A 24974-nucleotide genomic window follows, 5' to 3' on the forward strand; every position below is an offset into this window, starting at 1 on the left:
CACCGCGCCCGTCCGCCGCCGGCGCCGGGCCTGACAGGAGAAATCGCAATGAGCGACCCCGCGGCCGTGGCCCGGCTGGCCATCGACATCGGTGGCACCTTCACCGATCTGGTGCTGGTGCAAGGGGCGCGGACCTTCTCCGCCAAGGTCCTCACCACCCACGATGCGCCGGAACGCGCGGTGCTGGAGGGGGCCCGCGCCATCCTCGCCGAAGCCGGCATCGGCCCGGATGCGCTCGGCCTCGTCATCCACGGCACGACGCTCGCCACCAATGCGCTGATCGAGCGCAAGGGCGCGCGCACCGCGCTGATCACCACGCGCGGCTTTCGCGACAGCCTGGAGATCGCCTACGAGCACCGCTTCGAGCAATACGACCTCTATATGGAGCGCCCCGCGCCGCTGGTGCCGCGCCCGCTTCGCTTCGAGGTGTCCGAACGCATGGCCGCCGACGGCACGGTCCTGCTGGCGCTTGAGGATGCGGAGGTGGAGGCACTCGCCGACCGGCTGGTGGCGCAAGGGGTGGAGGCGGTGGCGGTGTGCCTGCTGCACGCCTATCAGAACCCCGCGCACGAACAGCGGGTCGCACGAATTCTCGAAACCCGCTTTCCGCGCGCGCTCCTCTCGCTGTCCAGCGAGGTATGCCCGGAAATCCGGGAATATGAGCGCACCTCCACCACGGTCGCCAACGCCTATGTGCTGCCGATCATGGAGCGCTATCTCAGCCGGCTGGAACAGGGCGTGCGGGACCTCGGCTGCGCGGCGCCGCTGCTGCTGATCATGTCGTCGGGCGGCATCACGACGGTGGAAACCGCGCGGCGCTTCCCGATCCGGCTGGTGGAGAGCGGGCCGGCGGGCGGGGCGATCATGGCCCAGATGGTCGCCGCCCAGAACGGCCTGGCCCAGGCGCTGGCCTTCGACATGGGCGGCACCACCGCCAAGGTGACGCTGATCGACGATCTGAAGCCGCAGCACGCGCGCCATTTCGAGATCGCCCGCGCCGCGCGGTTCGTGAAGGGCAGCGGCATTCCCGTGCGCATTCCGGTGATCGACATGGTGGAGATCGGCGCCGGAGGCGGCTCGGTGGCGCGGGTGGATCCGCTCGGCCGCATCACGGTCGGCCCCGACAGCGCCGGCTCCATGCCGGGGCCGGCCTGCTACGGGCGCGGCGGCGACATGCCCACAGTTACCGATGCCGATCTCGCGCTGGGCTGGCTCGATCCGGTGCGGTTCGCCGGCGGGCACATTGACCTGGCGCCGCAAAGCGCCACGGCGGCGCTTGACCGGGTGCTGGCCGGCCCGCTCGCCATGGCGGGCGAGACCGCCGCCTATGGCGTCACGGAAATCATCATCGAGACCATGGCCAGCGCCGCGCGCACCCATGCGGTGGAGAACGGCAAGGCGATGGAGGGCCGCGCCATGATCGCCTTCGGCGGCGCGGCGCCGCTCCACGCCGCGCGGATGGCGCAGAAGCTCGGCATCTCACGCGTCATCGTGCCGGTGGGGGCGGGGGTGGGCTCCGCCCACGGTTTCCTCAGCGCACCCATCGCCTATGAGGTGGTGCGCACGCGGCTGATGCCGCTGTCGGCCTATGACGGCGCGCGGGTCGCGGCGCTGTTTTCGGACATGCGTGACGAGGCGGAAGCGGTCGTGCGCACCGGCGCGCCCGACGCCCCGCTCCAGGAACTCCGGGCCGGCCTGATGCGCTATCGCGGGCAGGGCCACGAGATCACCGTGCCGCTGACGGAGGCGGCGTTCGGGGCGGATGGCGCCGCGGTGGTTCGTCGGGCGTTCGAGGCGACCTATCACGCCCTTTATGAGCGCATCATTCCCGGCCTGGACATTGAAATCCTCACCTGGACGCTCGCTCTGTCGGAGGCGCTGATCTTGCCGCCCCGCGCGGAGGACGTGGCGGCCTTTCCCGCCCCGCCGCCGCGCACCCATCGCCGCCTCGTCGATCCCGGCAGCGGCGAACGGATCGAGGCGGCCATCTACGAGCGGGCCGACATGCAGCCGGGGGGTACCGTCAGCGGGCCGGCCATGATCTGCGAGGCGGAGACCTCGACCCTGATCCCGGCGGGCTTCACCGCCGCCCTCAACGGCGTCGGCCACATCATCATCGACAGGAGCCCGGCATGAGCGCGCAGATCGGCGAAATCCAGTTCCAGGTGCTGTGGAACCGCATCATCGCGGTGGTGGAGGAACAGGCGCAGACGCTGGTGCGCACCGCCTTCAGCACCGCCGCGCGCGAGGCCGGCGACATCTCGGCCGGGGTGTTCGATACCCGCGGCCGCATGCTCGCCCAGGCGGTCACGGGCACGCCGGGCCACGTCAATTCCATGGCCCGCTCAGTGGTGCATTTCCTCGCCGAATTTCCCGCCGATACGCTGAAGCCCGGCGATGTCCTAATCACCAATGATCCCTGGATGGGCACCGGGCATCTGTTCGACATCACGGTGGTGACGCCGGTGTTCAAGGCCGGCCGGATTGTCGCGCTGTTCGCCTGCACCACCCATGTGGTGGATATCGGCGGCCTCGGCGCCAGCGTCGAGGGGCGGCAGATCTATCATGAGGGCCTGCAGATCCCGCTGATGTACCTCGCCCGCGCCGGGGTGATGAACGAGGACCTGCTGCGTATCGTGCGCCGCAATGTGCGCGAGCCGGTGCAGGTGGTCGGCGACATCTATGCGCTGGCCGCCTGCAACGATATCGGCGCCGCTCGGCTGGTCGAGATGATGGATGAATACGGCCTCGATGCGCTCGATAGCGTCGGGGAGGAGATCATCGCCCGCAGCCGCAAGGCCATGGTGGAGGCATTCGCGCGTCTGCCGCGCGGCAGCTGGGACGCCAGCATGGTCATCGACGGCTTCGAGGCGCCGGTGACCATCGCCTTGCGCCTCACCGTCGAGGAGGAGCGCATCCTGGTGGATTTCGCCGGTACCTCGGGCCTCTCCAGCTATGCCATCAATTGCCCGATCTGCTACACCGAGGCCTATGCCGCCTTCGCGATCAAGGCGGCGCTCGCGCCCTTCGTGCCGAACAATACCGGCACGCTCGACATGGTGGTGGTGACGGCGCCCGTGAACACCATCGTCAATGCCCCGCACCCTGCGGCGGTGTTCGCCCGCTCGGTGATCGGCCACATGATCCCCGACGTGGTCTATGGCTGCCTGCATCAGGCCTTGCCGGACACGGTGCCGGCCGAGGGCACCTCCTGCCTGTGGAACCTGAGCCTCGCGGCGGGGCACGGCCTCACCGGCATCAGCGGCGACGGGACGACGGCCTTCAACGTCACCACCTTTCATTCCGGCGGCGCCGGGGCACGGCCGCAGCAGGACGGGCTGTCCGCCTCGCCCTTCCCCTCCGGCGTGCGCAACGTGCCGGTGGAGGTGACGGAAGCCATCACCCCCCTCGTCATCTGGACCAAGGAATTGCGCGCCGGCTCGGGCGGCCCGGGCGCCCGGCGCGGTGGGCTCGGACAGCGCATGGTGATCGGCAGCCGGGAGGATGCGCCGTTCGGCATTCATGCGCGCTTCGAGCGGGCGCGCTTTCCCGCCCGGGGCCGCGACGGCGGCGGACCGGGGGAGATCGGCCGCCTCTCGCTCGCCTCCGGCGCCAGCCTGCGGGCAAAGGGGTTTCAGGTGGTGCCGGCCGGCGACCGGCTGGTGGTCGAGATGCCCGGCGGCGGGGGATATGGCGATCCCTTCATGCGCGATCCGGAGGCGGTGGCGCGCGACGTGCGCCATGAATTCCTGGATGCCGCGCAGGCGGCCGCCCATTATGGCGTCGGCCTCACGGACACCGGCGCCGTCGATGCCGCGCGCACGCGGCATCTGCGCGGCGCCGCGCGGGAATGAGGTGCGCCGGGACGCGCGGCGCGGCCGATCGACGGGAACGGAAATGCCCACCGCGCGGCGCGCCGGCCGCGCGGATCAGCGCCCGCTGATCTGCTCCTGATTTTGCGTGTGCAGGGCGGCGATGTCCGGCGTCAGCGCCTCGCCGAAATCGGCGAACTCATACACCGGGCGGATCTCGATCTCGCTGGGGCCGGGCATGGGATTGGGGCAGCGCTTCACCCACGCCACCGCTTCGGCCATGTCCTTGACCTGCCACATCCAGAAGCCGGAGACGATTTCCTTGGTCTCCGCGAACGGGCCGTCGATGACCGTGCGGCTTGCGTCGTCGAAGGCAACGCGCTTGCCCTTGGAGGTGGGCTGCAGGCCGTCGCCGGACAGCATGATGCCCGCGGCAATCAGCTCGGCATTGAACTTGCCCATGGCTTCCAGCAAGTCGCTGGAGGGCATCAGTCCCGCTTCGCTCTCGGCGGTCGCCTTTACCATCACCATCACGCGCATGGGTCTCTCCTTTCGGGGCGTTTCCTTCGCCTTCCGACACGAGGACGCTCCAGGGGGCGCCGCGCCGACATTCGCCGCGACACTTTCAGGAGATCGTCATTCCATGACGACCGCGTGGTCATTGTCCGCCGGTGCGGCGGCGGGGGCGCGCAGCAGCAGCACCAGGGGCATGGCGATCAGCGTCAGGATCATCATGAACTTGAAGTCGTCCATATAAGCAATGATCGTGGCCTGAAGCGTGATGATCTGGTCCAGCGCCGCCCGTCCGCCGGCCAGCAGCGGGTCCAGGTGCTGATGCACCCACGGATCCTCGAAGGCGTGGTTGAAGGGCGTCACATAGGCCGCGATATTCTCGTGGTTCACCTGTACATTATCGGTCAATAGCGCGGTCACATAGGCGATGCCGACACTGGAGCCGATGTTGCGGGAGAGATTGTAGAGGCCGGTTCCCTCGCCGCGCATGTGCGCGGGCAAGGTCGAAAAGGCCACCGTCGTCAGAGGCACGAACAGGAAGCCCAGCCCCGCGCCCTGCACGAAGCCGACCCACACCACGGTCCATTGCGATACGTCTGGCGTCCATCCGGTCATGGCGTACATGGCCCAGGCGGTGAGGCCGAGGCCGAGGGTAAGAAGGATGCGCGTGTCCACCCGCCCGATCAGCCGGCCGACGATGAACATGCACAGCATCGTGCCCATGCCGCGCGGCCCCATCACCAGGCCGGCGGTCATCACCGGATAGCCCATCAGGGTCTGGAGATAGGGCGTCATCAGCGCCAGCGAGGCGAGATAGGTCACGCCGACGATGAAGATGAAGAACATGCTGACCGAGAAGTTCCGGTCCAGAAACAGGCGCGGATTGACGAAGCTGTTGGTGGCGGTGAACGTGTGGGCCAGGAACACATAGGTGGCCGAGGCGCACACCACCGCCCAGATGATGATCTCGCCGGAGGACAGCCAATCGAGCTGCTCGCCCCGGTCGAGAAACAATTGCAGGGTGGCGATCGCAACCGAGAGCGCGCCGAAGCCGAGCCAGTCGAGCTTCGCGGCAGCATTGCGCGTGGTCTCCGTGACGAAGACCGTGATGCCGGCGAACGCCAGCAGGCCGATCGGCAGGTTGATGTAGAACACCCAGCGCCAGCTCATGTTGTCGGTGAGCCAGCCGCCGATCACCGGCCCCAGCACCGGGCCGACCATCACCGAGACGCCGAACAGCGCCATGGCGGAGCCGCGTTCCTCCGGCGTGTAGATATCCAGCAAGATGCCCTGCGACAGCGGCACCAAAGCCGCGCCGAACAGGCCCTGCGCCAGGCGAAAGGCGACGATCTCCACCAGCGATTGCGACAGGCCGCACAGGATCGAGGCGATCACGAAGCCGGCGATGGCGGTCAGCAGCACGCGCTTGCGCCCGAACCGGTTGGCGAGGAAGCCCGAGGGTGGCGTCATGATCGCGGCGGCGACGATATAGGAGGTCAACACCCAGTTGATCTGGTCCGCGCTGGCCGAGACGCTGCCCTGGATATAGGGCAGCGCCACGTTGGCGATGGTGGTGTCCAGCGCCTGCATGATCACGGCGAGGATCACGCAAGCGGTGATCGCGCCCCGGTTGGCGATCGCGGGCGCGGCGCCCGCTGAGGCCTCAGCCATGGCTGGCGGTTCCGAACAGCTGGGAGATGAAAGTGGGCAGGCCGCGCGGATGGCCGGTGTCCACATCCACCGTGACGCTCATGCCGACGCGCAGCGGCGGCTTGCCAGCGAGATCGGTGAAATGGACGATCATGGGAATGCGCTGCACCACCTTCACCCAATTGCCGGTGGTGTTCTGCGCCGGAAGCAGCGAAAAGCTCGCGCCCGAGGCCGGGCTGATGCTGGCCACCGTGCCTGACCATACGATCCCGGGATAAGTGTCCACGGTGATGCTCACCGGCTGCCCCGGCTTCACGAAGGTCAGCTCGGTTTCCTTCGGGCTCGCTTCCACCCAGACATTGGTTGTCGATACAAGGCTGAAGGCCTGCTGGGCGGCATCGAGATAGGCCCCGACCTGGAGCGAGGGCACATTGGTGACGATGCCGTCGAACGGGGCCCGGACGGTCGCTTCGTTGAGATCGCGCTGGGCCTTGTCCACGGCGGATTTCGCCTGGAGATAGGACGGGTTCTGCTCCACCGGCTGGTCGGCGTTGCCGCCGAGCTGGGCCAGCGTTGCCATAGCCTGGGCCTTCGCGACATCCACCTTCTGGTTGGCGGCGTCGAGATTCTGCTTGGCCTGGTCATAGGCGGCCTTGGAGGCGGCCGCGCTCGCCAGCAATTCCTCCTGGCGCTTGAACGAGGTCTGGTAGAAAGGCAGATCCGCCTGCGCCTGGGCGATCTCGGCCTGGGCCTGTTTGTAATTGGCCTTCAGGGTCAGGATCTGGTTGCGCACGGTGCCGAGCTGCGCCTTGGCGCCGTCGAGCGCGATCTGGAACGTGTCCTGCTGGAGCTGGAACAGGATATCGCCCTTCTTCACCACCTGGTTGTTGTGCACGGCGATGGACGCGACGATGCCGGCGACGTCGGTGGAGATGCCCACGGTATCGGCCTGCACATAGGCATTGTCGGTCGACATGACGCTTCCGCCGGTGACGTAGAAATAGCCGCCGACGATCAGCGCCACCGGCAGCAGCGCGAACAGAAGGACGCGGATGCGGCCACGGCGCGATTTGGGGGGCTGCGAAGGAGCAGGGGGCGCGGCGACTTCGGGCGAAGCTTCCGCCTCCTCGGTGCGCGCCTCGCGCATCGTGTCGAGGCTGGCTGGCATCGCGGCGCCCACGGGGGCGCGGCGCGACGCGTCGGGGCGATTTAGGGTTTGGGCTTCAGCCATGGTTTTCCTCCTGATCGGGGCCAGGTTCGTTGGAAACGTTGAGAAGGTTCGCTTTCATGGTGGCGAGCGCGTGCATCATCCGGGTGCAATCCTCGTCCGAAACGCCGGCGAGGGCCTCGCAGCGCGTGGCTTCGCCCAGCTTCTGCATTTCGGTGAGCATGGGTTGCGCGCCTTTGCCCATGTAAAGCAGCCACACCCGCCGGTCGGTGGGGTGGCGTCGCCGTTCGATCAGGCCGCGCTGCTCCAGCTTGTCGAGAATGCGCACCAGCGTGATGGGTTCGATCTCCATCAGGTCCGCAAGGCCGCCCTGGTGGATGCCCTCATTGTGCTTGAGATAGGCGAGCGTTTGCCAATGGGAGCGCGTCAGCCCGCTATCGCGGGCGCGCTGCTCGAACCGCTTGCGCAGCAGGCGGGCAACGTCGTGCAACAGGAAGCCGAGCGTGGAATGGTCCACCATTGGAGAGCTTTCATATAATAAGCATGCTCATTACCAGCAGCATATACGACATCAACGCCCGTAGTGCCAGTTTTGTGCGATCACGCTTGCTCGATCCGGGTGCACGTCGGCCATGAACGGGGGCGAGGGCGGGGCGGGGCGGGGACGGGCTGCCACGATCGCGCGGCTGCGGTGGTGCCAGGGCCGCGCGCGCGGCAGGGCGCTCATCGGCCGTGCCGATGTCTCATGTCCAGATGCGGATTGCCGGACGTACGGACTGCCGGCCAGCGCCGGCGACCTCCGCCGTCTCAGGCTCAGGCTTAGACTTGTGCGGCGTGCGCCGATGCCACCAGCCGGTCCACCTCGGCGGACTCGGTGCGGAACGAGCAGACCAGGCGGACGAAAGCCCGGTCGGCCTCGATGGGGGCGAGCCCGGAGGCGAGGCGCGGCCATTCGTAATAATGCGCGCCGGCGGCTTGCAGCGCGTCATGCAGCGGGCGCGGCAGGATCGCGAACACTTCATTGGCCTGTGTCGGCAGGGGCAGCGCGACCCCAGGAACGCCGGCGAGCCCGGCCGCGAGCCGCGCCGCCATGGCATTGGCATGGCGCGCCGTTTCGAGCCAGAGCCCGTCTTCCAGATAGGCCGCCATCTGGGCCCCCAGGAACCGGCCCTTGGAAATCACATGGGCGCCGCGCTTCACGCGATAGTCGAAATGGTCCGCCAGCGCCGGGTCGAAGATCACGACCGCCTCGACCCCCATGGCGCCGTTTTTGGTAGCCCCGAAGCTCATCACGTCGACGCCGGCCTTCCAGGTCAGCTCCGCGGGGCTGGCGTTGGAAGCGGCGAGCGCATTGGCGAAGCGGGCGCCGTCCATGTGCAGGGTGAGGCCGTGCGCGCGGCAATAGGCGCCGATCTCCCCCACCTCCTCGGCCGTGTAGACGAGGCCGAGTTCGCTGGCCTGGGTGATCGACACCGCCGCCGGCATCTGCTGGTGGAAGCCGCGCTTGAAGTCGCGGCGCGAACGCTCGATCTCGTCCACGCTCAGCTTGCCGCCGAAGCCTTCCAGCGTGGTGAGCTTGGCGCCGCCGGTGAAGAATTCCGGCGCGCCGCATTCGTCCGTGTTGAGATGGGAATCGCGGTGGCAGAACACGGTGCCATAGGCCGGCGTCAGGGCGGAAAGCGCGAGCGCGTTGGCGGCGGTGCCGGTGGCCACCAGGAACACCCGCGCCTCGGTCTCGAACACGTCCCGCAAAGCCTGCGCCGCGCGCGCGCTCCACGGGTCCGCGCCGTAGGAGGGCGCGGGACCTTCATTCGCCTGCGCGAGCGCGGCCATGATCGCGGGATGAACGCCGGCTGTGTTGTCGGATGCGAATTCCATTGGGTGAGTAGACAGAATTCCGCCGCCGCGCGAAGCCCCATGGCGTTCACGATCCACAGATCAAACCGGCGCCGCCGGGCCTTTGCCCGGTGCGAACCCGGAGGACCAATCGACATTCATGGCTTGGCACGAGCGCAGCAGAGCATCGTGATGCACGGGCCTGTCCCGTGCATCCACGGGGCGCCGCCGGCACCGGCGTTTCAAGGACCGCGCCTGCGGCCGGGCGTGGCTGGCCGGGACAGCCCCGGCCATGACGACCGGTCCATGCGGACAATCGCGCACCCGCCGTCAGGCGCCTTGATGATCCACCATGCCGCTGAATCCCGGTCGGCCCTAGGCGCTGGCGGCGGTCGCGGGGCAGGGCTCTTCCAGCAGGATGCAATTGCGCCCCGCCATCTTGGCCCGATAGAGCGCCTTGTCGGCGCGTCCGTAGATATCGGTCGCGCTCTCGCCCGCAATGGCGGCGGCGACGCCGGCGGAGAACGTATAGGCGAAGTCCGGCCGCTCCGGCAGCGGGCGGGACTTCTGAATGGTGGAGAGCATCTGCTCCACCAGCAATTGTGCCTGGGTAATGGAGGTGTCGGGGAAGACCAGCACGAATTCCTCGCCGCCGATCCGCCCGAAGCAATCGCGCCGCCGCACCTGCCCCTGGATGCGCCGGGCGAAATCCCGCAGGATCAGGTCGCCCGCCTGATGGCCATAATGGTCGTTGATATATTTGAAATTATCGAGATCAAGCACGGCCACGCAACCCGTGCCGCCGGCCGCATCGGAAAGCGTGTCGTTGCGCGCGAGCATGTCGTCAATGCGCGCGAGCACATAACGCCGGTTGGCCACGCCGGTGAGATCGTCGGTATGGGCGGCCTTGATGGCGATGTCGCGGTCTTGTCGTACGCTGCGCTCTTCCGCGCGCAGGGAGGTGATGTCGCTGGCGATGCAGAGCATCCAGCCGTTGGGCTGCACGGTTTCCGTCATCCACAACCAGCGCCCGTCCATCAGGTCGGTTTCGAAGGCGCGAAATCCGATCTTGCCCCGGCGCGACTGGGTCGAGATCAGCCAAGCCTCGAAATCGGCGGTGCGGATCACGGTGCCGCGCCCGGCATGGAAGTTGCGCCGCATCAGCTCGCCCCAGAACGGCGCCTCGCCGGGGTCTAGGGAAAATGCCGCGCGGAAGGACGCGTTGGCATAGCGCAGCCGGTCGAACATGTCATACGCGGCCACCAGGACCGGCGTATGTTCGTAAAGCTGGGCAAGCGCTTCGCTCGTATCTTGCATCCCGCGCAGTGTAGACGAGCGCGCTGCCACAAACGAGCACGATTGCAGCATTCCGCCGTCGCAAATCCGCGCAAGCGGCGCTTGCCGATGGGGGAGGACAGGGCCAGCTGCCTTGCCTCGCGACATCTTTTATGCAGTTTCCGATGGGGCCGGCGCGACGATCCTTCGGCCCGGCCGCCGTTCAGCGGGTCTCGGGTGTGGTGCCGGCGCGTCCTGCGAGCCAGGAGAGCAGGGGATTGTCGTGCTTGGGCTGGGCACCGGGCAGGCTTGCCACGACGATGATCCGCGTGACCTCGCCGCGCTTATAGGCTTCCAGGAACTTCGGATAATCGTTGAACGAGATGCAGCCGTTCGAATCGCCGCGCGGACCCATCATGTAGCTGTGGGTCAGGAAGCCGTCGCGGCCATACATGGGCTCCTTGCCCACGGGGCGCATGCGCAGCGCCTCGACCCCATGGAACAGGGATTCGCGCATGGTCAGCTCATAAGTGTTCGGCGGGGTAGGGCCGACCATCTTTTTCGAGACGTGGCGCACGTCGTCGAAGGTGTCGCCATAGCCGGAATGCGCCTCCAGCTTCTCGCCGCTCGGCATGTACACGGTCTTGCCGGCGATATCGTAGACCGCGAAGCGGTCGGTGGGGCCGGGCAGGATGGATTGAGCGGCCGGTGGCACCACCTGGGGCGCGAGCTTGGGCGCGGGTTCCTCGCCGAACGGCTTGTCCGAGGGCGGCAGATAGGCGAGCTGCGTGCCGCCGATCTGGTTGGCGATCTGCCGGCCCAGCGGGTTGCGCGTGGGCAGCGGGGCGGTTCCGGACAAGCCGACATCGCTCGCGGCGGACAGCTCGGTCTGCGACGGCAGGCCGGGCGCAAGCAGCGGCTTCACCGGTGGCAGGGGCACGATGCGGGAGGCTTCCAGCGGCTCGGCCGGCGGAAGCGCCGACGCAATTTGGGTGCGGCGGGGCACGAAGGTGCCTTGCGCGGTCCGCACGCCGCCGTCGAACATCCAGCTCGGCGCCAGGATGATCGCCCCGGCGGAGCGGAAATTCTCGATGTCGGTGACGTCCTTGTCGGCGTCGTCGACGGCAGGGGCCGGCTGCACGGGGGCGGCGAACACCTGGACCGGCGGGGGCAGGGGCGCCGGGGGCACCTCGATGCGGTGGCTGGAACCACCCGCCAGCATGCGCCATTCAGCATCGGAGGTGACGATGAGCGTGGCGGCGGCCAATGCGCCGATGCCGATGACGAACGCGCCGAAGACGACCAGCGGCAGCCGGGCCTTGGATGAGACAGGGCTATCCATGTAGCCGGTGTCGTCAAAGGACGTGTAGGTCATGGTCCTCACTGCGCGAACGGATTTCGATCCCGATCCTAGGCGCGGCGGATTGTGCCACGCTGTGCGTACCGGATGTCTTCGCCCGCGCCGAACGGCCCGTGGGCTTTTCAATCACACCTTGTCGTGGCAGGGCGGAACCGATGGTCTATCCGTCCTGTCGATACCCCACAGCTACCATCGCTTGGTAACCATTTTATTGATCTTGCCGCTTCAAGCAAATCAGCATGGCGCAAATATGTAGCGCGTGCGCCCCGATCCGCGCAAACGCCGCGCCGTCGCACCTTAAAAGCGCAGCAAAACAAGCTGTTTGGAAAATTTTTCGCCGGGCGGCGCGTCCGCGCATTGGTGCTGCCCGGCGCCAGTGCGGATACGAAAATGGTATCTGAATGCGATGAACGCGCCGCGCGGCGGCGGCGGTGCGTGCGTGAGCGGCGTGGAAGTTTCGGTTGGAGGCGGCGACGGGCAGGGCCATCATTGCCCGATGATCGACCTGAGAAACATCGAGACCTTCTTCTGGGCGGCGGCGCTCGGCAGCCTGCGAGCGGCCTCGGAGAAGCTCGGCACGACCCAGCCCGCCATCTCCCAGCGCATCGCCTCGCTGGAGACGGCGCTGGGCGTGCGGCTGTTCGAACGCGAGGCGCGCGGCGTCAAGCTCACCGCCAAGGGGCATGAATTGCTCTCCCATGCCGAGCGCATGATGCAAGCGCGCCACGACATGCTGCAAGCGGCGCGCGACCAGACCACCATGAGCGGAACCTTGCGGATCGGCGTGGCGGAAACCATCGTCCAGACGTGGCTGCCGCGTCTCATCGAGCAGGTGCATTCCGCTTATCCCTCCCTGGTGCTGGAAATCGAGGTGGACAGCACGCACGTGCTGCAATCCCACCTCATGGCGCGGCAGATCGACGTCGCGTTTCTGATGGGGCCGGTGCTGGAGGCGCGGGTGGAGAATTTGCCGCTCTGCACCTATCCGCTGGCCTGGGTGGTGAAGCCGGGGGTTGATCTCGGGCCGGGGCCGGTGACGCTGGACCGGGTCGCCACGCTGCCGATCATCACCTATCCCTCCAACAGCTCGCCCTATCGCATGGTGCGCGACATGCTGATGCGGTGGGGGATATCGACGCCGCGCATGTATGGCTGCGCCTCGCTCTCCATGGTGGTGCGCATGGTGCTGGACGGCATCGGCACGGCGGTCATCACCCCGGTTTTCCTGGGCAAGGAGCTGGAAAGGGGCGAATTGCAACTGCTGGAGGTGGTGTGCGATCCGCTGCCGGATCTCGGCTTTACCGCGAGCTGGATCGACGGCCCGGAGAGCTATCCTTCCCGCGTCATCGCGCGTCTGGCGCAGACCGTGGCGGCGGGCGCTCCCGCGCGGGATTAGGAGACATAAATCCAGCTTATACGTCGCTTCCAAACATACAATTGGACAGTGGCCACTCCCATGCCTTGCAATGACCCTCAGAACGACGGCGTCAACGCTGCGGCAGAGGGATTTCAGCAATGGCTTACACGCGTGCGCTTGGCGTGCGATGGTCGTCCTGTGTGGATCGCGCCTTCGCGTCCGTCGGCTGAGAGCCGGCCATGCCATTTGTTTTTCCCATCGACGACTTGGCTTTCCTCGCGGCGCGGCGCGCGGCGCTGCTGGATCTTGCCGGCGCGCGCGGATGCGCCGGGATCGCGGTGTTCGGCCATGGCAGCGCGCTCGGCACCGGCACGAAATCCCACGGCGCCCTGCGGTTCCTCAGCGGCTGGGACGGACATGAGAGCGCCTCGCTGCTGCTGATCCTGCCCGGTGAAAGTCATCTCCTGGTGGCGAGCCCCTTCATGGTGCCGCTCGCCCGCGATCTGCGCCCGGACCTCATCGTGCACGATGTGCGGCCCGATGCCTGGGGCGCAACGCTCGGCGTGCTGCTGCCGGTGGGCGGCCGGCTCGGGCGCGTCGGCTTCGACGAGATGCCGGTGGGCATCCACCGCGGCCTCGGCGATTTCGGCGGCGGGCCAGCGCTGGATGCGGACGTGGCGCGGCTGCGGCTGGTGAAGGATGGCGCCCAGCAGCATCTCCACCGCGCCGCCGCCGCTTTGTGCGACGACCTGTTCGCGGCCTTGGGCGCCGAGCTTTCCGCCCGCCTGCCGGCCTGGCAGATCCAGCTGAACCTAGAGATGCGGGCCCGCCGCGCCGGTGCCGATTATTGCCGCACCTGGCTCACCATTGCCCCCCAGGCGGATTATTGCCGCTATTGGCGCGAGGAAGCCCAGGCGGTGCCGCAAGCCGGGGACCAGGTGCTGCTCGGCGTGGCGCTGACGGTGGACGGGCATTGGGGCCACGGCATCCGCATGGGCAGCATCGGCCCGCAGAGCGCGGCGCATGCGGAACTTACAGGCCATGTGGATGCTATGCTGGAGGCGGGCCTTGCCGCGCTGCGTCCCGGCCTGCCGCTGGCCGGCGTGGAAGCCGCCATGGAGGCGGAGCTGGCTCGGCGTGGCGTGACCTCCGCCGATCCGCGGCTGCGCCGGTTCAGAAACGGCCACGGGCTTGGCTGCTCCTACGAGGATCCTTTGCTGACCGATGCCTTCCGTCAGCATTTCGACCCCACCGCCGCGCCCGTGGCGGCGCCCGAGCTCACCTTGTCGCCGGGCATGCTGTTCGAGCTGCATCCCAATCTGTTCGTCGCCGGGCTCGGCGGGGCCGCGCTGGGCGAAATGGTGCTGCTCTCGCCGAGTGGGGCCGAGGTGTTGCTGCGTTTTCCGCGTTCCTGCGTGCGATGGAGCTGAATGTTCTCGTAACATCTCCAATAAAATCAAGATCAGAACCCAGACCAACCAGAGGATTTAAAATGAAACACCTGACTTTAGCCGCCGCCGCATTGTTTGCCGCGACTCTCTCCGCCGGCGCGCAGGAACTGCCCAAAACCAACCTGAAGGTCGTGGGCGGCCTGAGCAATCTCACCGCGTATCAGGATTATGAAAAGCCGTTCTGGACCAAGACCATCCCCGAGAAGTCGAACGGCCAGGTCACGGCCGAGATCAAGGGCTTCAATGAGATGGGCCTGAAGGGTCCCGAACTGCTGCGTCTGATGTCCCAGGGCGTGGTGGAGTTCGGCACCGCCACCTTGTCCTATTTCGCCTCGGACAATCCGATCAACGAAGCGATCGACCTCGCGGGCCTCGCCCCCGATGCGCAGACCGCCCGCAAGGTGACCGATGCGTTCGAGCCGGTGCTCGCGAAGGTCTATGGCGATGGCTCGAACGTGCGCCTGCTCGGCATCTCCACCTATCCGGCGCAGGTGCTGTTCTGCAATGCGGAGATCAAGAGCCTCGCGGACCTGAAGGGCAAGAAGGTGCGCACCTCCTCGCGCACCCAGGCCGAGTTCGTGGAAGCCTTCGGCGGCTCCAGCGTGACCATGGCGTTCGGCGAAGTGGTGCCGGCGCTGCAGAACAAGGTGGTGGATTGCGCCATCACCGGTTCGCTCTCCGGCTATTCGGCCAAGTGGTATGAAGTCTCCACCCACCTCGTGGCACTGCCCATCAATTGGAACCAGCAGATCCACGCCGTGAACGAAAAGGCCTGGCAGAAGCTGGACCCGAAGGTGCAGGCGTTCCTTACGACCAATATCAACGGCATGGTCAACGACATCTGGGCGGCTGCGGCCAAGCAGACCCAGCAGGGCTATGATTGCAACACCGGCGCTGCCGCCTGCCCGTTCGATGTGAAGGGCAAGATGGTGCTGGTGACCCCGAGCGATGCGGACAAGGCGCTGCTGCACAAGGTGCTGGAAGAGCAGATCCTGCCCAAGTGGGCGGCCCGCTGCTCGGCCGAATGCGTCGCGAGCTTCAATGCCACCATCGGCAAGGAACTCGGTCTCGCCGTCAACAAGTGACGGCGCCGGCTTGGGAGGGCCGTTTCCGCGGCCCTCCTAACCGTTGCGTCCGTGGAGCCTCTGCCATGAACAGCCCGAAACCCCTTCCAGCGCTTGCCAAGGTGCTCAGCTTCGCCGAAACCCTGTCGCGGGGCGCGGTATGGTTCGGCGGGGCGCTCACCATCGCCAGCGTGCTGCTGATTTCCTTCGACGTGCTGTGCCGCAAATTCATCGGCTGGACCACCGGCGGCGCGGATGAGCTCTCCAGCTACGCCTTCGCCATCAGCACCTCCTGGTCGCTCGCCTTCGCGACGCTCCAGCGGGCCAATGTGCGCGTCGACGTGCTCTACCAATATATGCCGGTGCGCGTCGCCGCGGTGCTGGACTGGCTGTCGCTGGTGGCGCTCGGCACCTTCATGGGCGTGCTGACCTATTATGCCTATGACGTGGTCGGGGCCTCCATCTCCCAGGGCTCGCACGCCAATACGCCGCTCGCCACGCCTTTGTTCATTCCCCAGGGCCTGTGGTTCCTCGGCCTCGTGTTCATGTGCGTGATCCTCGCCATGATGCTGCTGCGCGCCTCGGTGGCGCTCGTCACCGGCGACATCGCCACGGTGAAATCCATCGCCGGCGTACGTTCCACCCAGGAGGAGGCCGAGGAAGAAGCCGCCGCCGGCGAACGCATGGTGAAGGGAGAGGTGGCATGATCGCGACCACCATCGTCCTGCTGCTGGTGCTGATCGGCCTGTCCATTCCCGTGGGTGCCGCCCTCGGTGTGCTGGGGCTGATTCTCGACCCGCTCTATTCCATGCTCCCGCTTTCGCGCGCCATGGGCGAACTGGCCTGGAGCACCAACAACGAGTTCCTGCTGGTCGCCATTCCGCTGTTTATCCTGCTCGGCGAAGTGCTGCTGCGGGCGGGTTTCGCGGAGCGCATGTACAGCGCCATGAGCCTGTGGCTCTCCTGGCTGCCGGGCGGGCTGATGCACGCCAATATCGGCGCCTCGGCGCTGTTCGCGGCGACGTCCGGCTCCAGCGTCGCCACGGCGGCGACGGTGGGCACGGTGTCGATCCCGCAGATCAAGCGCTATGGCTATAACGAGCCGCTGTTCCTCGGCTCGCTCGCCGCCGGCGGCACGCTGGGCATTCTGATCCCGCCTTCCATCAATCTCGTCATCTATGGCGTACTCACCAACGCCTCGGTGCCGAAGCTCTATCTTGCGGGCATCATTCCGGGCCTCCTGCTGGCGGGCCTGTTCATGCTCACCATCATCGTGGCTTGCCTCGTCAAGCCGCATTGGGGCGGGCACAAGGTGAAGGCCACCTGGGGCGAGCGGCTGCGCAGCCTGGTGCATCTCGCCCCGCCGCTCGGCATTTTCCTGCTGGTGGTCGGCTCGATCTATGCCGGGCTTGCGACGCCCACGGAGGCGGCGGCACTCGGTGTGCTGGGGGCGCTCATTCTCGCCGCCTGGTTCGGCCGTCTCACGCTCACCATGCTGCGCGAGGCGGTGGAAGGCACCATGAAGGCGACGGCGATGATCATGCTGATCATCATCGCGGCCAGTTTCCTGAATTTCGTGATGTCGGCCACGGGGATCACCGACGCCATCACCAATTCCATCTCCGGGCTCGGGATTTCCGCGACGGCGATGCTGTTCGTGATCGTGATCTTCTATCTCATCCTCGGTTGCTTCATGGAGACGCTTTCCATGATGATCACCACCATCCCGATCGTGGCGCCGATCATGTTCAAGCTCGGGTACGACCCGATCTGGCTCGGCATCCTCATCATCATCCTGGTGGAAGCGGCGCTCATCACCCCTCCTGTGGGCCTCAACCTGTTCGTGGTGCAGAGCCTGCGCAAGAGCGGGTCGATGGGTGCGGTGATCGTCGGGTCCCTGCCGTTCGTCTTCGCCATGGCGATGCTGCTGGTGCTGATCTCCATCTTTCCGGGCCTCGCCCTTTATCTGCCGCGCGTCTTCTCCTGAGGCGCGGCTTTCCCCTGGTCTTTCTTCGCAGGTTGTCATGGAACTGAACTTCAACGTCGATGCCGAGGGCGCCGCGCGGGCGCTCACGGTCACCCTCACCGATCTCGTGGTCGCCGGCTGGGCCGGGCGCGACATGGCCGCCATCGAGCACCATATCGAGGAACTCTACGCCATCGGCGTGCCGCGCCCGAGCGCCGTGCCGCTTTATTATCGTGCCGCCGAGAACCTCATGACCCAGGCCGACCGCATCCAGGTGCTGGGTGCGGAAACCTCGGGCGAGGTGGAGACCTTCGTCTTCTCCGCCGAGGGCGAGATGTATGTCAGCCTGTCCTCGGACCATACCGACCGCAAGCTGGAGACGCAGAGCGTTGCGCTCTCCAAGCAGATTTGCGCCAAGCCCATCGCCCGCACCGCCTGGCGCTTCGCGGATGTCGCCGGCCATTGGGACGAAATGATTATCCGCGCCTTCATCGAGGAAGGCGGAAAGAGCGTGCTCTATCAGGAAGGCCCGCTCAGCGCGCTGCGTCCGCCGCTTGAACTGATCGAGGGCTTCACCGGCGGCGCCCGTGCGCTTCCGGCGGGCGTCGGCATGATCTGCGGCACGGTTGGCGCCATCGGCGGCATTCGCCCGGCGCCGGCTTTCACCATGGAGCTGTTCGACCCTGTGAAGGGCCGCACGATCCGCCACAGCTACACCATCGACATCCTGCCGGAAGTGGCCTGACCATGATGCGCCCCCTCACCGATCTGCGCGCCGACCTCGAGGCCGGCCGCACCAGCGCCGCCGCCCTCGCGGACTCGGCTCTCGACCGCGCGCGCGATCCGGCCGGGGAGGGGGCGCGGGTGTTCACGCGCCTCTATGAGGAATGGGCGCCGGAGCTGGCGCGCGCCTCCGACGCGGTGCGCAAGGCGGGGGTTTCCCGCTCGCCCATCGAGGGGCTGCCGATCTCCATCAAGGACCTGTTCGATGTGGCCGGCGAAACCACGCGCGCCGGCTCGGTCGCGCTCGACGACGCACCGCCCGCCGCCGCCCATTCCCCGGTGGTGGCGCGCCTGCTCGCCGCCGGCGCGGTGCTGACCGGGCGCACCAACATGACCGAGTTCGCCTTCTCTGGCCTCGGCCTCAATCCCCATTACGGCACGCCGCTGAACCCCTATGACCGGGCCACCTGCCGCATTCCCGGCGGCTCCTCCTCGGGCGCCGCGGTTTCGGTGAGCGACGGCATGGCAGCGGCCGCGATCGGCACCGATACCGGCGGCTCGGTGCGTATTCCCGCCGCCCTCTGCGGCCTTACTGGATTTAAGCCCACCCCGCGCCGGGTGCCCCGCGACGGCGTGCTGCCGCTCTCAACCAGCCTGGATTCCATCGGCCCCATCGCGCCGACCGTGGCGTGCTGCGCGATCCTCGATCGCATTCTCTCCGGCAGTGGGGACGCTGTGCCGGCCCCGGCCTCGCTTGAAGGATTGCGGCTCGCCGTACCCACAACCCTTGCCCTCGACGGCATGGATAGCGCGGTCTCCGCCGCCTTTTCCCAGGCGCTCTCGATCCTTTCGGCGGCCGGCGCGCAGGTGCGTGAGATCGCGGTTCCTGAATTCGCGCAGCTTCCCGCCATCAATGCCAAGGGCGGGCTGATCGCCGCCGAGGCGTGGCATTGGCATCGCGCGCTGATCGAGCGCGCCGGACCGCGCTATGATCCGCGCGTTATGGTCCGCCTCATGCGCGGCAAGGACATGTCGGCGGCGGATTATATCGACGTGCTGGAGGCGCGCGCCGCCTGGATCGCTTCCCTCGAAGCGCGCCTCGCGCCGTTCGATGCGCTGATTTTGCCGACCGTGCCCGTCATCGCCCCCGCCCTTGCCGCGCTCGAGGCGGACGATGCCGCCTATGGGGCCGCCAATATCCTGATGCTGCGCAATCCCACCTTCATCAATTTCCTGGACGGCTGCGCCCTGTCCATCCCCTGCCATTGGCCGGGGACGGCCCCGGTCGGCCTGATGATTGCCGGTGCGGCGGGCCGTGACCGCGCCATCCTCGCCATTGGACAAGCGGCGGAGGCGGCCTTCGACGCCGCCCTGCGCCGCTGAACGCACGGAGGCTCCCATGTCCCCAGCCCTTGCCGCCATGCCCAGCGCCACGATGCCGTACGAGGCTCGCCTTGCTGCCCGATCCGGCGTGCTGAGCGGGCCGACGGCGAATGTCGCGCCCGGCTTCGTGCAGGCCAATCTCGCCATCCTGCCGCGCGCGGTGGCCTATGATTTCCTGCTGTTCTGCCAGCGCAACCCGAAGCCCTGTCCGCTCGTGGGAGTTTCGGAAGTCGGAGATCCGTTTCTGCCGGTGCTCGGCCGTGACCTCGACATCCGCACCGATATTCCGCGCTATCGGGTATGGCGCGCGGGAGAACTTGTCGGCGAACCGACGGACATCACCGATCTGTGGCGGGACGATCTGGTCGCCTTCCTGATCGGCTGCTCGTTCTCGTTCGAGGAAGCCATGCTGGCGGCCGGACTGCCGGTGCGCCACATCGAGCAGGGCAGCAACGTGCCCATGTATCGCACCTCCATCCCCACCCAGCCGGCGGGGCGGTTCAGCGGGCCGCTCGTGGTTTCCATGCGGCCGCTCTTGCCGGCCGATGCCATCCGCGCCGTGCAGGTGACCTCGCGGTTTCCCTCCGTGCATGGCGCGCCGGTGCATATCGGCGATCCGGCCGCCATCGGCATCGCCGATATCGGCGCCCCGGATTACGGAGATCCGGTCGAGATCCGGCCCGGCGAAGTGCCGGTGTTTTGGGCTTGCGGCGTCACCCCGCAGGCGGTCATCGCCAGCGTGCGGCCGGATTTCTGCATCACCCACGCGCCCGGCCATATGCTGGTGTGCGACATCGCCAACGGGGCGCTGGCAGCCATGTGAGGCCCGCCGCGACCGAGACGGGCAGCGCAACGCCTTCTCCCGTCGTGCGCCGCGTTGTCCTCTCGCGCGCCGGCTTTAGTGTTCCGGCTTTCCCACGCAGGCCGGGTCGATGGCCTCTTGCGCGATCTGCCGAAAGCGCGGCCAGGGGCACAGCCCGTCCGCACCGCCCGCGCAGGCGGGCAGCGGCAGCAACGCCGTGGCCGGCGGGGCGACGTCCGAGAGCTCGGCGTCGGCGTGCATCTGCGCGATGGTCTGGGCAAAATAGACGAGGCGGACCATCCTCTCGCCGTCCGCGCTGCGCCACAGCTCGAACGCGACGGCCCCGCCGGGCGGGGCCTGCTCGGGCTGATAGCTTTCGAGCTGCCAGTTGAGATCGAGCATTCCCGCGACATTCAAGATCAGGTCGTCGTGGCTGGCGAAGACCTGGAGCACGGGACCATTGTTCGCCGCCGCCTCCAGCGCTGCCAGCATCCGGGCAAGGACTGGCGATCCTTTCTTCACGGCCTGATATTTCGGCATGTGCGCGGCGCGGTCGTAGAAGGCGTGGATGGCGCTGACGAATGTCAACGCTTCCGGCAGCGGACGGCCGCTCGCCGCCTCCAGCCGGCCCCACGCCACCTCATCGGCGGGATGTCCGGCGGCATATTGCATGAGAAACTGCTCGGACGGGGCGGTAGCGAGCGCGATCGGCCCCGGCGCTTCGGCGGATATGGGCACAGTCGAGAGCGAGCAGGGCGCGGCGGCGCCGTGGGCCGCGCAGCCGGCATCGGAAAACGGTCCGAGGGCCGCGTCCATGGCGGCGAGGGGCGCGCGCAATTCTCCCGCCGCCACAGCAGCCCAGGAGCCGCCGGCCATCGCCTGCGCGGCACGGGCCGCCAGCGCGGGATCGAAGCCGCAGGACGGCCCCTTGTAGACATCGGGGCTAATCGACCAGCCCGGGATCGCGCAGCCGGGAAACATGGCGTCCATCAGCGCGGCTGCCGTCACGATGGTGCGCTCGGACGTGTCGGCAGTGAAGGCCACGGCGTGACGCGGCGGGCAGGCGCCTCCCGCCAGCATGCCGAGCGCCGCATAATGGGTGCGATAGAATTGGCCGAGGCGGGCGACGCGCCCATAGCCTTCCGGCAGCAGGTGTCCGGCCGCGACATCGGCCGGCCAGGGACGGCTCGCGAGCGCGTCGAAGCATTCACCAGCTTCTTCGGCGGTGTCGCAGTGCGTGGCCTTGGTGGGGCCGCGCAGGCCATGGCGGCTCAGCAGCACCATGCCCTGAAGGCGCGCGCCCGCCGGCGCGGCCAGCCCTGCCGGCGCCTGTGCCGCACCGGGATTGGCCAGTGCCGCGCCGCAGAGGGTGGAAAAGGCCAGGAAAACACCCACGACGATTCGATACGGCACGGCGCACCCCGGCAGATTCGCGCATTCGGGCGCCTTCCGAAGCCTGCCGATCTGAGGGCGGCGCGTTCGCTTATGCCCCGAGCGGGGATCAGGAGGCGGCGCGCACCACATTTGCCTCGGCGGGATGGTCGGTGGCGATGCGATAGCGCCCCTGCGCGAACAGGAGCGTGCCGCGCTCGAAATGTACCGCGCGCCGGACCCGGCCGACAAGGATGAGGTGATCGCCGCCGCGATGCTCGGATTCCCGGGTGCATTCGAAGAAGGCGGCCACATTGTCTAGGATGGGCGCGCCGGTTTCCCCCACGCTCCAGCCGATGTCCTGGAACTTGTCCGGCCCCGAACGGCCGAAATGGCGCGAGAGGGCGATCTGGTCGTGGGCCAGCACATTGATCGTGAAATGGTCCGCGATGCTGAACTTGGGGTAGCTCTTCGACGCTTGGTCGATCGACCACAGGATCAGGGGGGGATCCAGTGAGACCGAGGCGAAGGAATTCACCGTGAGCCCCACCAGCTCGCCGCCCACATTGGCCGTCACCACCGTGACGCCGGTGGCGAACTGCCCAAGGCAGCGGCGGAATTCCTGGGGCTCGCGGGCGGGATCGCATTCAAAGGCCGCATGCACGCTCATGTCTTCTTCCTCCCTTGGGGGTGCCGCCGCGTGCACGGCGGCCCCGGCCTCGATGCGCCTCAGCCCGCCTTCGCATACATGCTCGCGGGACGCCGCAGGCCAAGATTTTCCCGCAGCGTGCTGCCGGTATATTCAGTGCGGAACAGGCCGCGATTCTGCAGCTCGGGGATGATGTGCTCGCAGAATTCGTCGAGCCCCGCGGGCAGGATCGGCGGCTGGATGAGGAAGCCGTCCACGCCGCGATTGAGGAACCAGCTTTCCATCTGGTCGACAATGCTCGAAGGCGTGCCCTTCACCGTGCGTTGGCCGCGTCCGGTGCCGAACTGCTCGTACATCTGGCGCAGCGTGGGATTGCCCTTGAGCATGTAGGAGACGCGCGAATTGGAGCGGCCCAGCTCTTCGGCGATGAGATGGGCGGGAAGGGGCTCCTCCACATCGCATTGGCTCAGATCGATGCCGCCGAGCGCGGCGGAGAGCAATTCCTTGCCGACGTCGGGATGGATGAGGCTCTGGAGATAGCGGATCTTCTCGTCCGCCTCCTTCTCGGTCGCGGCGACCACCACGTTGAGGCCGGGCATGATGACAATCTCGTCCTCGCCCCGGCCGTATTTCGCGGCGTGGTCCTTCAGTTCGCGATAGAATTTCTGCGCCTGCTCCAGGTCATGGAGCGGGGTGAAGATGACTTCCGCGATCTGTGCCGCAAGCTCCTTGCCGGTGTCGGAGGCGCTCGCCTGGAAGATCACCGGATAGCCCTGCGGGGGACGGGCAACGTTCAGCGGCCCGCGCACGGAGAAGTGCTTGTCCTTGTGGTTGAGGTAATGAAGCTTGTCGGGGTCGAAATAGCGGGCGGTGGCGCGGTCACGCAGGAAGGCATCATCCTCCCAGCTGTCCCACAAGCCCTTCACGACCTTGACGAACTCCTCCGCCCGCTCGTAGCGCTCATTATGGCCGTAATGGGCATCGCGGCCGAAATTATAGGCCTCCGAGGGGTTGGAGGAGGTCACCACGTTCCAGCCCGCGCGCCCGTGGCTGATATGGTCCAGCGAGGCGTATTTGCGGGCGAGGCTGTAGGGTTCGTTGAAGGAGGTGGTGGCGGTGGCCACCAGCCCAATGTGTTTCGTGACGGCCGAGATCGCGGAGAGCAGGGTCACCGGATCAAAATAGGCCATGTATTGCGGCCAGCGCGAGAGCGCCTGGAGGTTGCCGTCGCGGGTGGCGATGGCATCGGCGAGGAAGATCAGGTCGAACTTCGCCTTCTCGGCGGTTTGCGCAAGCCGCACATAATGGTCGAAATTGGTGCCGGCATCAATCTGCGAGCCGGCGTCGAGCCAGGCGGCCACGTGATTGCCCGTCGGATGGAAGAAGCCACCCAGCCTCATCTGATCTTTACGTCGTTCGGTCATTTTCTTGTTCTCCTCGTGCAACGCCGAGGCGCGGCACGGCTTTCTTGTTACGGGACGGGTGAAACGGGCAGATCACGTGGCGCCTAGGTCAGCGCGTCCTCACCATGTGGACGCCTTGGCCATCGCCTCGATCTTCTTCGCGTCGAAGTCGTTGATCTGGGGGATGAACTGGTTGGTGTAGGCGGCGGTGACGTCGAAGTCCTTGGGGATCAGCCCTTCCTCAATGGAGATGTCGGCCATGCGCTTCCATTGGGCTGGCACGTTCTCGCCCCACTTCACGCCCGGCTCCAGCTTGGTGAGATTGAAGCGGGAATCGAAGATGCGGCGGGCCTGCTTGAACGTCTCGTCATTCACCGTCTGCGGCTTCGTTTCGGGATACATCTTCCAGTGATTGCGCAGGGCGGCATCGGGATTGGTGAGGCCGTAGACCGAGGCTTCGGCGATGCCGCGCGCGACCTTTACCACCACCTCGGGCTTCTTCTCGATGGTCTCCTCGCGGGCGATGATCACGTTGCCCACCACCTCGTCGATCCACGGCGGGTCGATATAGCGGAACTTGAAGCCGTTGTTCTCCAGCCCGGCGATCACTGTGTCCCAGGAGGCCCAGGCGTCGATCACGTTCTGGCGGAAGGCGTTGGCGGCCTGTCCGCCGATGCCGACCGAGAGCCACTTCACGTCGCTCTGCGGGTTCAGGCCGGCGGAAGAGAGCACGGCGCGGGAGAACGGCACAGAGCCTGCGGACATGTCGGGCACGCCGATGGTCTTGCCCTTCAAGTCGGCGACGGTCTTGATCGGGCTGTCTTCCGGCACCACGATGCGATAGATCGACTTGCGGGCGTAAGTATAGACGGCCTTCACCTTGATGCCCTTCGACCGGGCGATCAGCAGTGCGTCGCCGCCCACGGTGGCGAAATCCACCTGTCCGCTGGCCACCTGCTGCACGCCGGCCGTGGCGCCGGACAAGCCGATCACCTCGACATCGAGGCCTTCCTGCTTCCAGAATTCCGCCGCGAGGGGAATCGAGGACTGGGCCGCGTGGCCGACCGAAATGTTGGACGTGGTGACCGCATAGACCACCTTCTCGGCCGCGCCGGCCTGGCCGGCGGCACCGGTCAGGGCGATCGCCGCCGCAAGCGTACATAAAGACAAACGAATGCTTCGCATAATTAA

The 24974-nt window shown here is 67.1% G+C and carries 21 protein-coding genes; 10 read left to right on the top strand and 11 right to left on the bottom strand.

Annotated elements, in window-relative coordinates; genetic code table 11:
- Window positions 1-48: 48 nt before the first annotated feature.
- Both V5F78_RS05580 and V5F78_RS05585 read left to right on the top strand, forming a co-directional pair.
- On the top strand, window positions 49-2136 hold the full coding sequence (locus tag V5F78_RS05580; protein WP_394065931.1) for a hydantoinase/oxoprolinase family protein: 2088 nt from the start codon (window positions 49-51) through the stop codon (window positions 2134-2136).
- Window positions 2133-3854, top strand: coding sequence for a hydantoinase B/oxoprolinase family protein (locus V5F78_RS05585; RefSeq protein WP_394065930.1), 1722 nt, complete (start codon window positions 2133-2135; stop codon window positions 3852-3854). The genes V5F78_RS05580 and V5F78_RS05585 overlap by 4 nt, the downstream gene beginning before the upstream one ends.
- A gap of 75 nt (window positions 3855-3929) precedes the next feature.
- Here the strand turns inward: V5F78_RS05585 and V5F78_RS05590 are convergent, their stop codons facing one another.
- From V5F78_RS05590 to V5F78_RS05620, 7 genes are all read right to left on the bottom strand, one after another.
- Window positions 3930-4352: a YciI family protein gene (locus tag V5F78_RS05590; protein WP_394065929.1), complete on the bottom strand. Its 423-nt coding sequence runs from the start codon at window positions 4350-4352 to the stop codon at window positions 3930-3932.
- Window positions 4353-4448: 96 nt separating this feature from the next.
- Window positions 4449-5996, bottom strand: coding sequence for a DHA2 family efflux MFS transporter permease subunit (locus V5F78_RS05595; protein ID WP_394065928.1), 1548 nt, complete (start codon window positions 5994-5996; stop codon window positions 4449-4451).
- Window positions 5989-7206 (bottom strand): HlyD family secretion protein, encoded by a 1218-nt coding sequence (locus V5F78_RS05600; RefSeq protein WP_394065927.1) that lies wholly within the window; start codon window positions 7204-7206, stop codon window positions 5989-5991. Before V5F78_RS05600 ends, V5F78_RS05595 begins: the two co-directional genes overlap by 8 nt.
- On the bottom strand, window positions 7199-7663 hold the full coding sequence (locus tag V5F78_RS05605; RefSeq protein WP_394065926.1) for a MarR family winged helix-turn-helix transcriptional regulator: 465 nt from the start codon (window positions 7661-7663) through the stop codon (window positions 7199-7201). Before V5F78_RS05605 ends, V5F78_RS05600 begins: the two co-directional genes overlap by 8 nt.
- A 299-nt stretch (window positions 7664-7962) precedes the next feature.
- Window positions 7963-9021 (bottom strand): threonine aldolase family protein, encoded by a 1059-nt coding sequence (locus V5F78_RS05610; RefSeq protein WP_394065925.1) that lies wholly within the window; start codon window positions 9019-9021, stop codon window positions 7963-7965.
- 333 nt (window positions 9022-9354) lie between these two features.
- Window positions 9355-10296 carry a sensor domain-containing diguanylate cyclase gene (locus V5F78_RS05615; RefSeq protein WP_394065924.1) on the bottom strand — a complete coding sequence of 314 codons (942 nt, stop codon included), beginning with the start codon at window positions 10294-10296 and terminating at the stop codon, window positions 9355-9357.
- A gap of 181 nt (window positions 10297-10477) precedes the next feature.
- Complete coding sequence (locus tag V5F78_RS05620) at window positions 10478-11629, bottom strand: DUF2778 domain-containing protein (protein WP_394065923.1); 1152 nt, start codon at window positions 11627-11629, stop codon at window positions 10478-10480.
- A gap of 481 nt (window positions 11630-12110) precedes the next feature.
- On the opposite strand from V5F78_RS05620, the gene V5F78_RS05625 reads away from it, so the two are divergent.
- The 8 genes from V5F78_RS05625 (at window position 12111) to V5F78_RS05660 (ending at window position 20381) form a co-directional block, all read left to right on the top strand.
- Window positions 12111-13010: a LysR family transcriptional regulator gene (locus tag V5F78_RS05625; protein ID WP_394065922.1), complete on the top strand. Its 900-nt coding sequence runs from the start codon at window positions 12111-12113 to the stop codon at window positions 13008-13010.
- A gap of 200 nt (window positions 13011-13210) precedes the next feature.
- Window positions 13211-14401 carry a M24 family metallopeptidase gene (locus V5F78_RS05630; RefSeq protein ID WP_394065921.1) on the top strand — a complete coding sequence of 397 codons (1191 nt, stop codon included), beginning with the start codon at window positions 13211-13213 and terminating at the stop codon, window positions 14399-14401.
- A gap of 62 nt (window positions 14402-14463) precedes the next feature.
- Window positions 14464-15507, top strand: a complete 1044-nt coding sequence (locus tag V5F78_RS05635; RefSeq protein WP_394065920.1) for a TRAP transporter substrate-binding protein — start codon at window positions 14464-14466, stop codon at window positions 15505-15507.
- A 65-nt stretch (window positions 15508-15572) separates the two neighbouring features.
- Window positions 15573-16193 (top strand): TRAP transporter small permease subunit, encoded by a 621-nt coding sequence (locus V5F78_RS05640; protein WP_394065919.1) that lies wholly within the window; start codon window positions 15573-15575, stop codon window positions 16191-16193.
- Window positions 16190-17473 (top strand): TRAP transporter large permease, encoded by a 1284-nt coding sequence (locus V5F78_RS05645; protein ID WP_394065918.1) that lies wholly within the window; start codon window positions 16190-16192, stop codon window positions 17471-17473. Before V5F78_RS05640 ends, V5F78_RS05645 begins: the two co-directional genes overlap by 4 nt.
- A 37-nt stretch (window positions 17474-17510) precedes the next feature.
- The gene (locus V5F78_RS05650) at window positions 17511-18197 is read left to right on the top strand and encodes a DUF2848 domain-containing protein (protein WP_394065917.1); all 687 of its coding nucleotides are present in this window, start codon (window positions 17511-17513) and stop codon (window positions 18195-18197) included.
- Window positions 18198-18202: 5 nt separating this feature from the next.
- Window positions 18203-19558, top strand: a complete 1356-nt coding sequence (locus V5F78_RS05655) for an amidase (protein ID WP_394066861.1) — start codon at window positions 18203-18205, stop codon at window positions 19556-19558.
- Window positions 19559-19574: 16 nt separating this feature from the next.
- Complete coding sequence (locus V5F78_RS05660; RefSeq protein WP_394065916.1) at window positions 19575-20381, top strand: putative hydro-lyase; 807 nt, start codon at window positions 19575-19577, stop codon at window positions 20379-20381.
- Window positions 20382-20456: 75 nt separating this feature from the next.
- Here V5F78_RS05660 and V5F78_RS05665 read toward each other — a convergent pair whose 3' ends face one another.
- The 4 genes from V5F78_RS05665 to V5F78_RS05680 form a co-directional block, all read right to left on the bottom strand.
- Window positions 20457-21773: a histidine-type phosphatase gene (locus V5F78_RS05665; RefSeq protein WP_394065915.1), complete on the bottom strand. Its 1317-nt coding sequence runs from the start codon at window positions 21771-21773 to the stop codon at window positions 20457-20459.
- Window positions 21774-21861: 88 nt separating this feature from the next.
- The gene (locus V5F78_RS05670; RefSeq protein WP_394065914.1) at window positions 21862-22401 is read right to left on the bottom strand and encodes a flavin reductase family protein; all 540 of its coding nucleotides are present in this window, start codon (window positions 22399-22401) and stop codon (window positions 21862-21864) included.
- Between the two features lie 59 nt (window positions 22402-22460).
- Complete coding sequence (locus V5F78_RS05675; protein ID WP_394065913.1) at window positions 22461-23804, bottom strand: LLM class flavin-dependent oxidoreductase; 1344 nt, start codon at window positions 23802-23804, stop codon at window positions 22461-22463.
- Window positions 23805-23903: 99 nt separating this feature from the next.
- Window positions 23904-24968 (bottom strand): ABC transporter substrate-binding protein, encoded by a 1065-nt coding sequence (locus V5F78_RS05680; RefSeq protein ID WP_394065912.1) that lies wholly within the window; start codon window positions 24966-24968, stop codon window positions 23904-23906.
- Window positions 24969-24974 lie beyond the last annotated feature (6 nt).

The organism is Roseixanthobacter glucoisosaccharinicivorans (assembly GCF_043195095.2).
Lineage (GTDB): Bacteria > Pseudomonadota > Alphaproteobacteria > Rhizobiales > Xanthobacteraceae > NCEH01.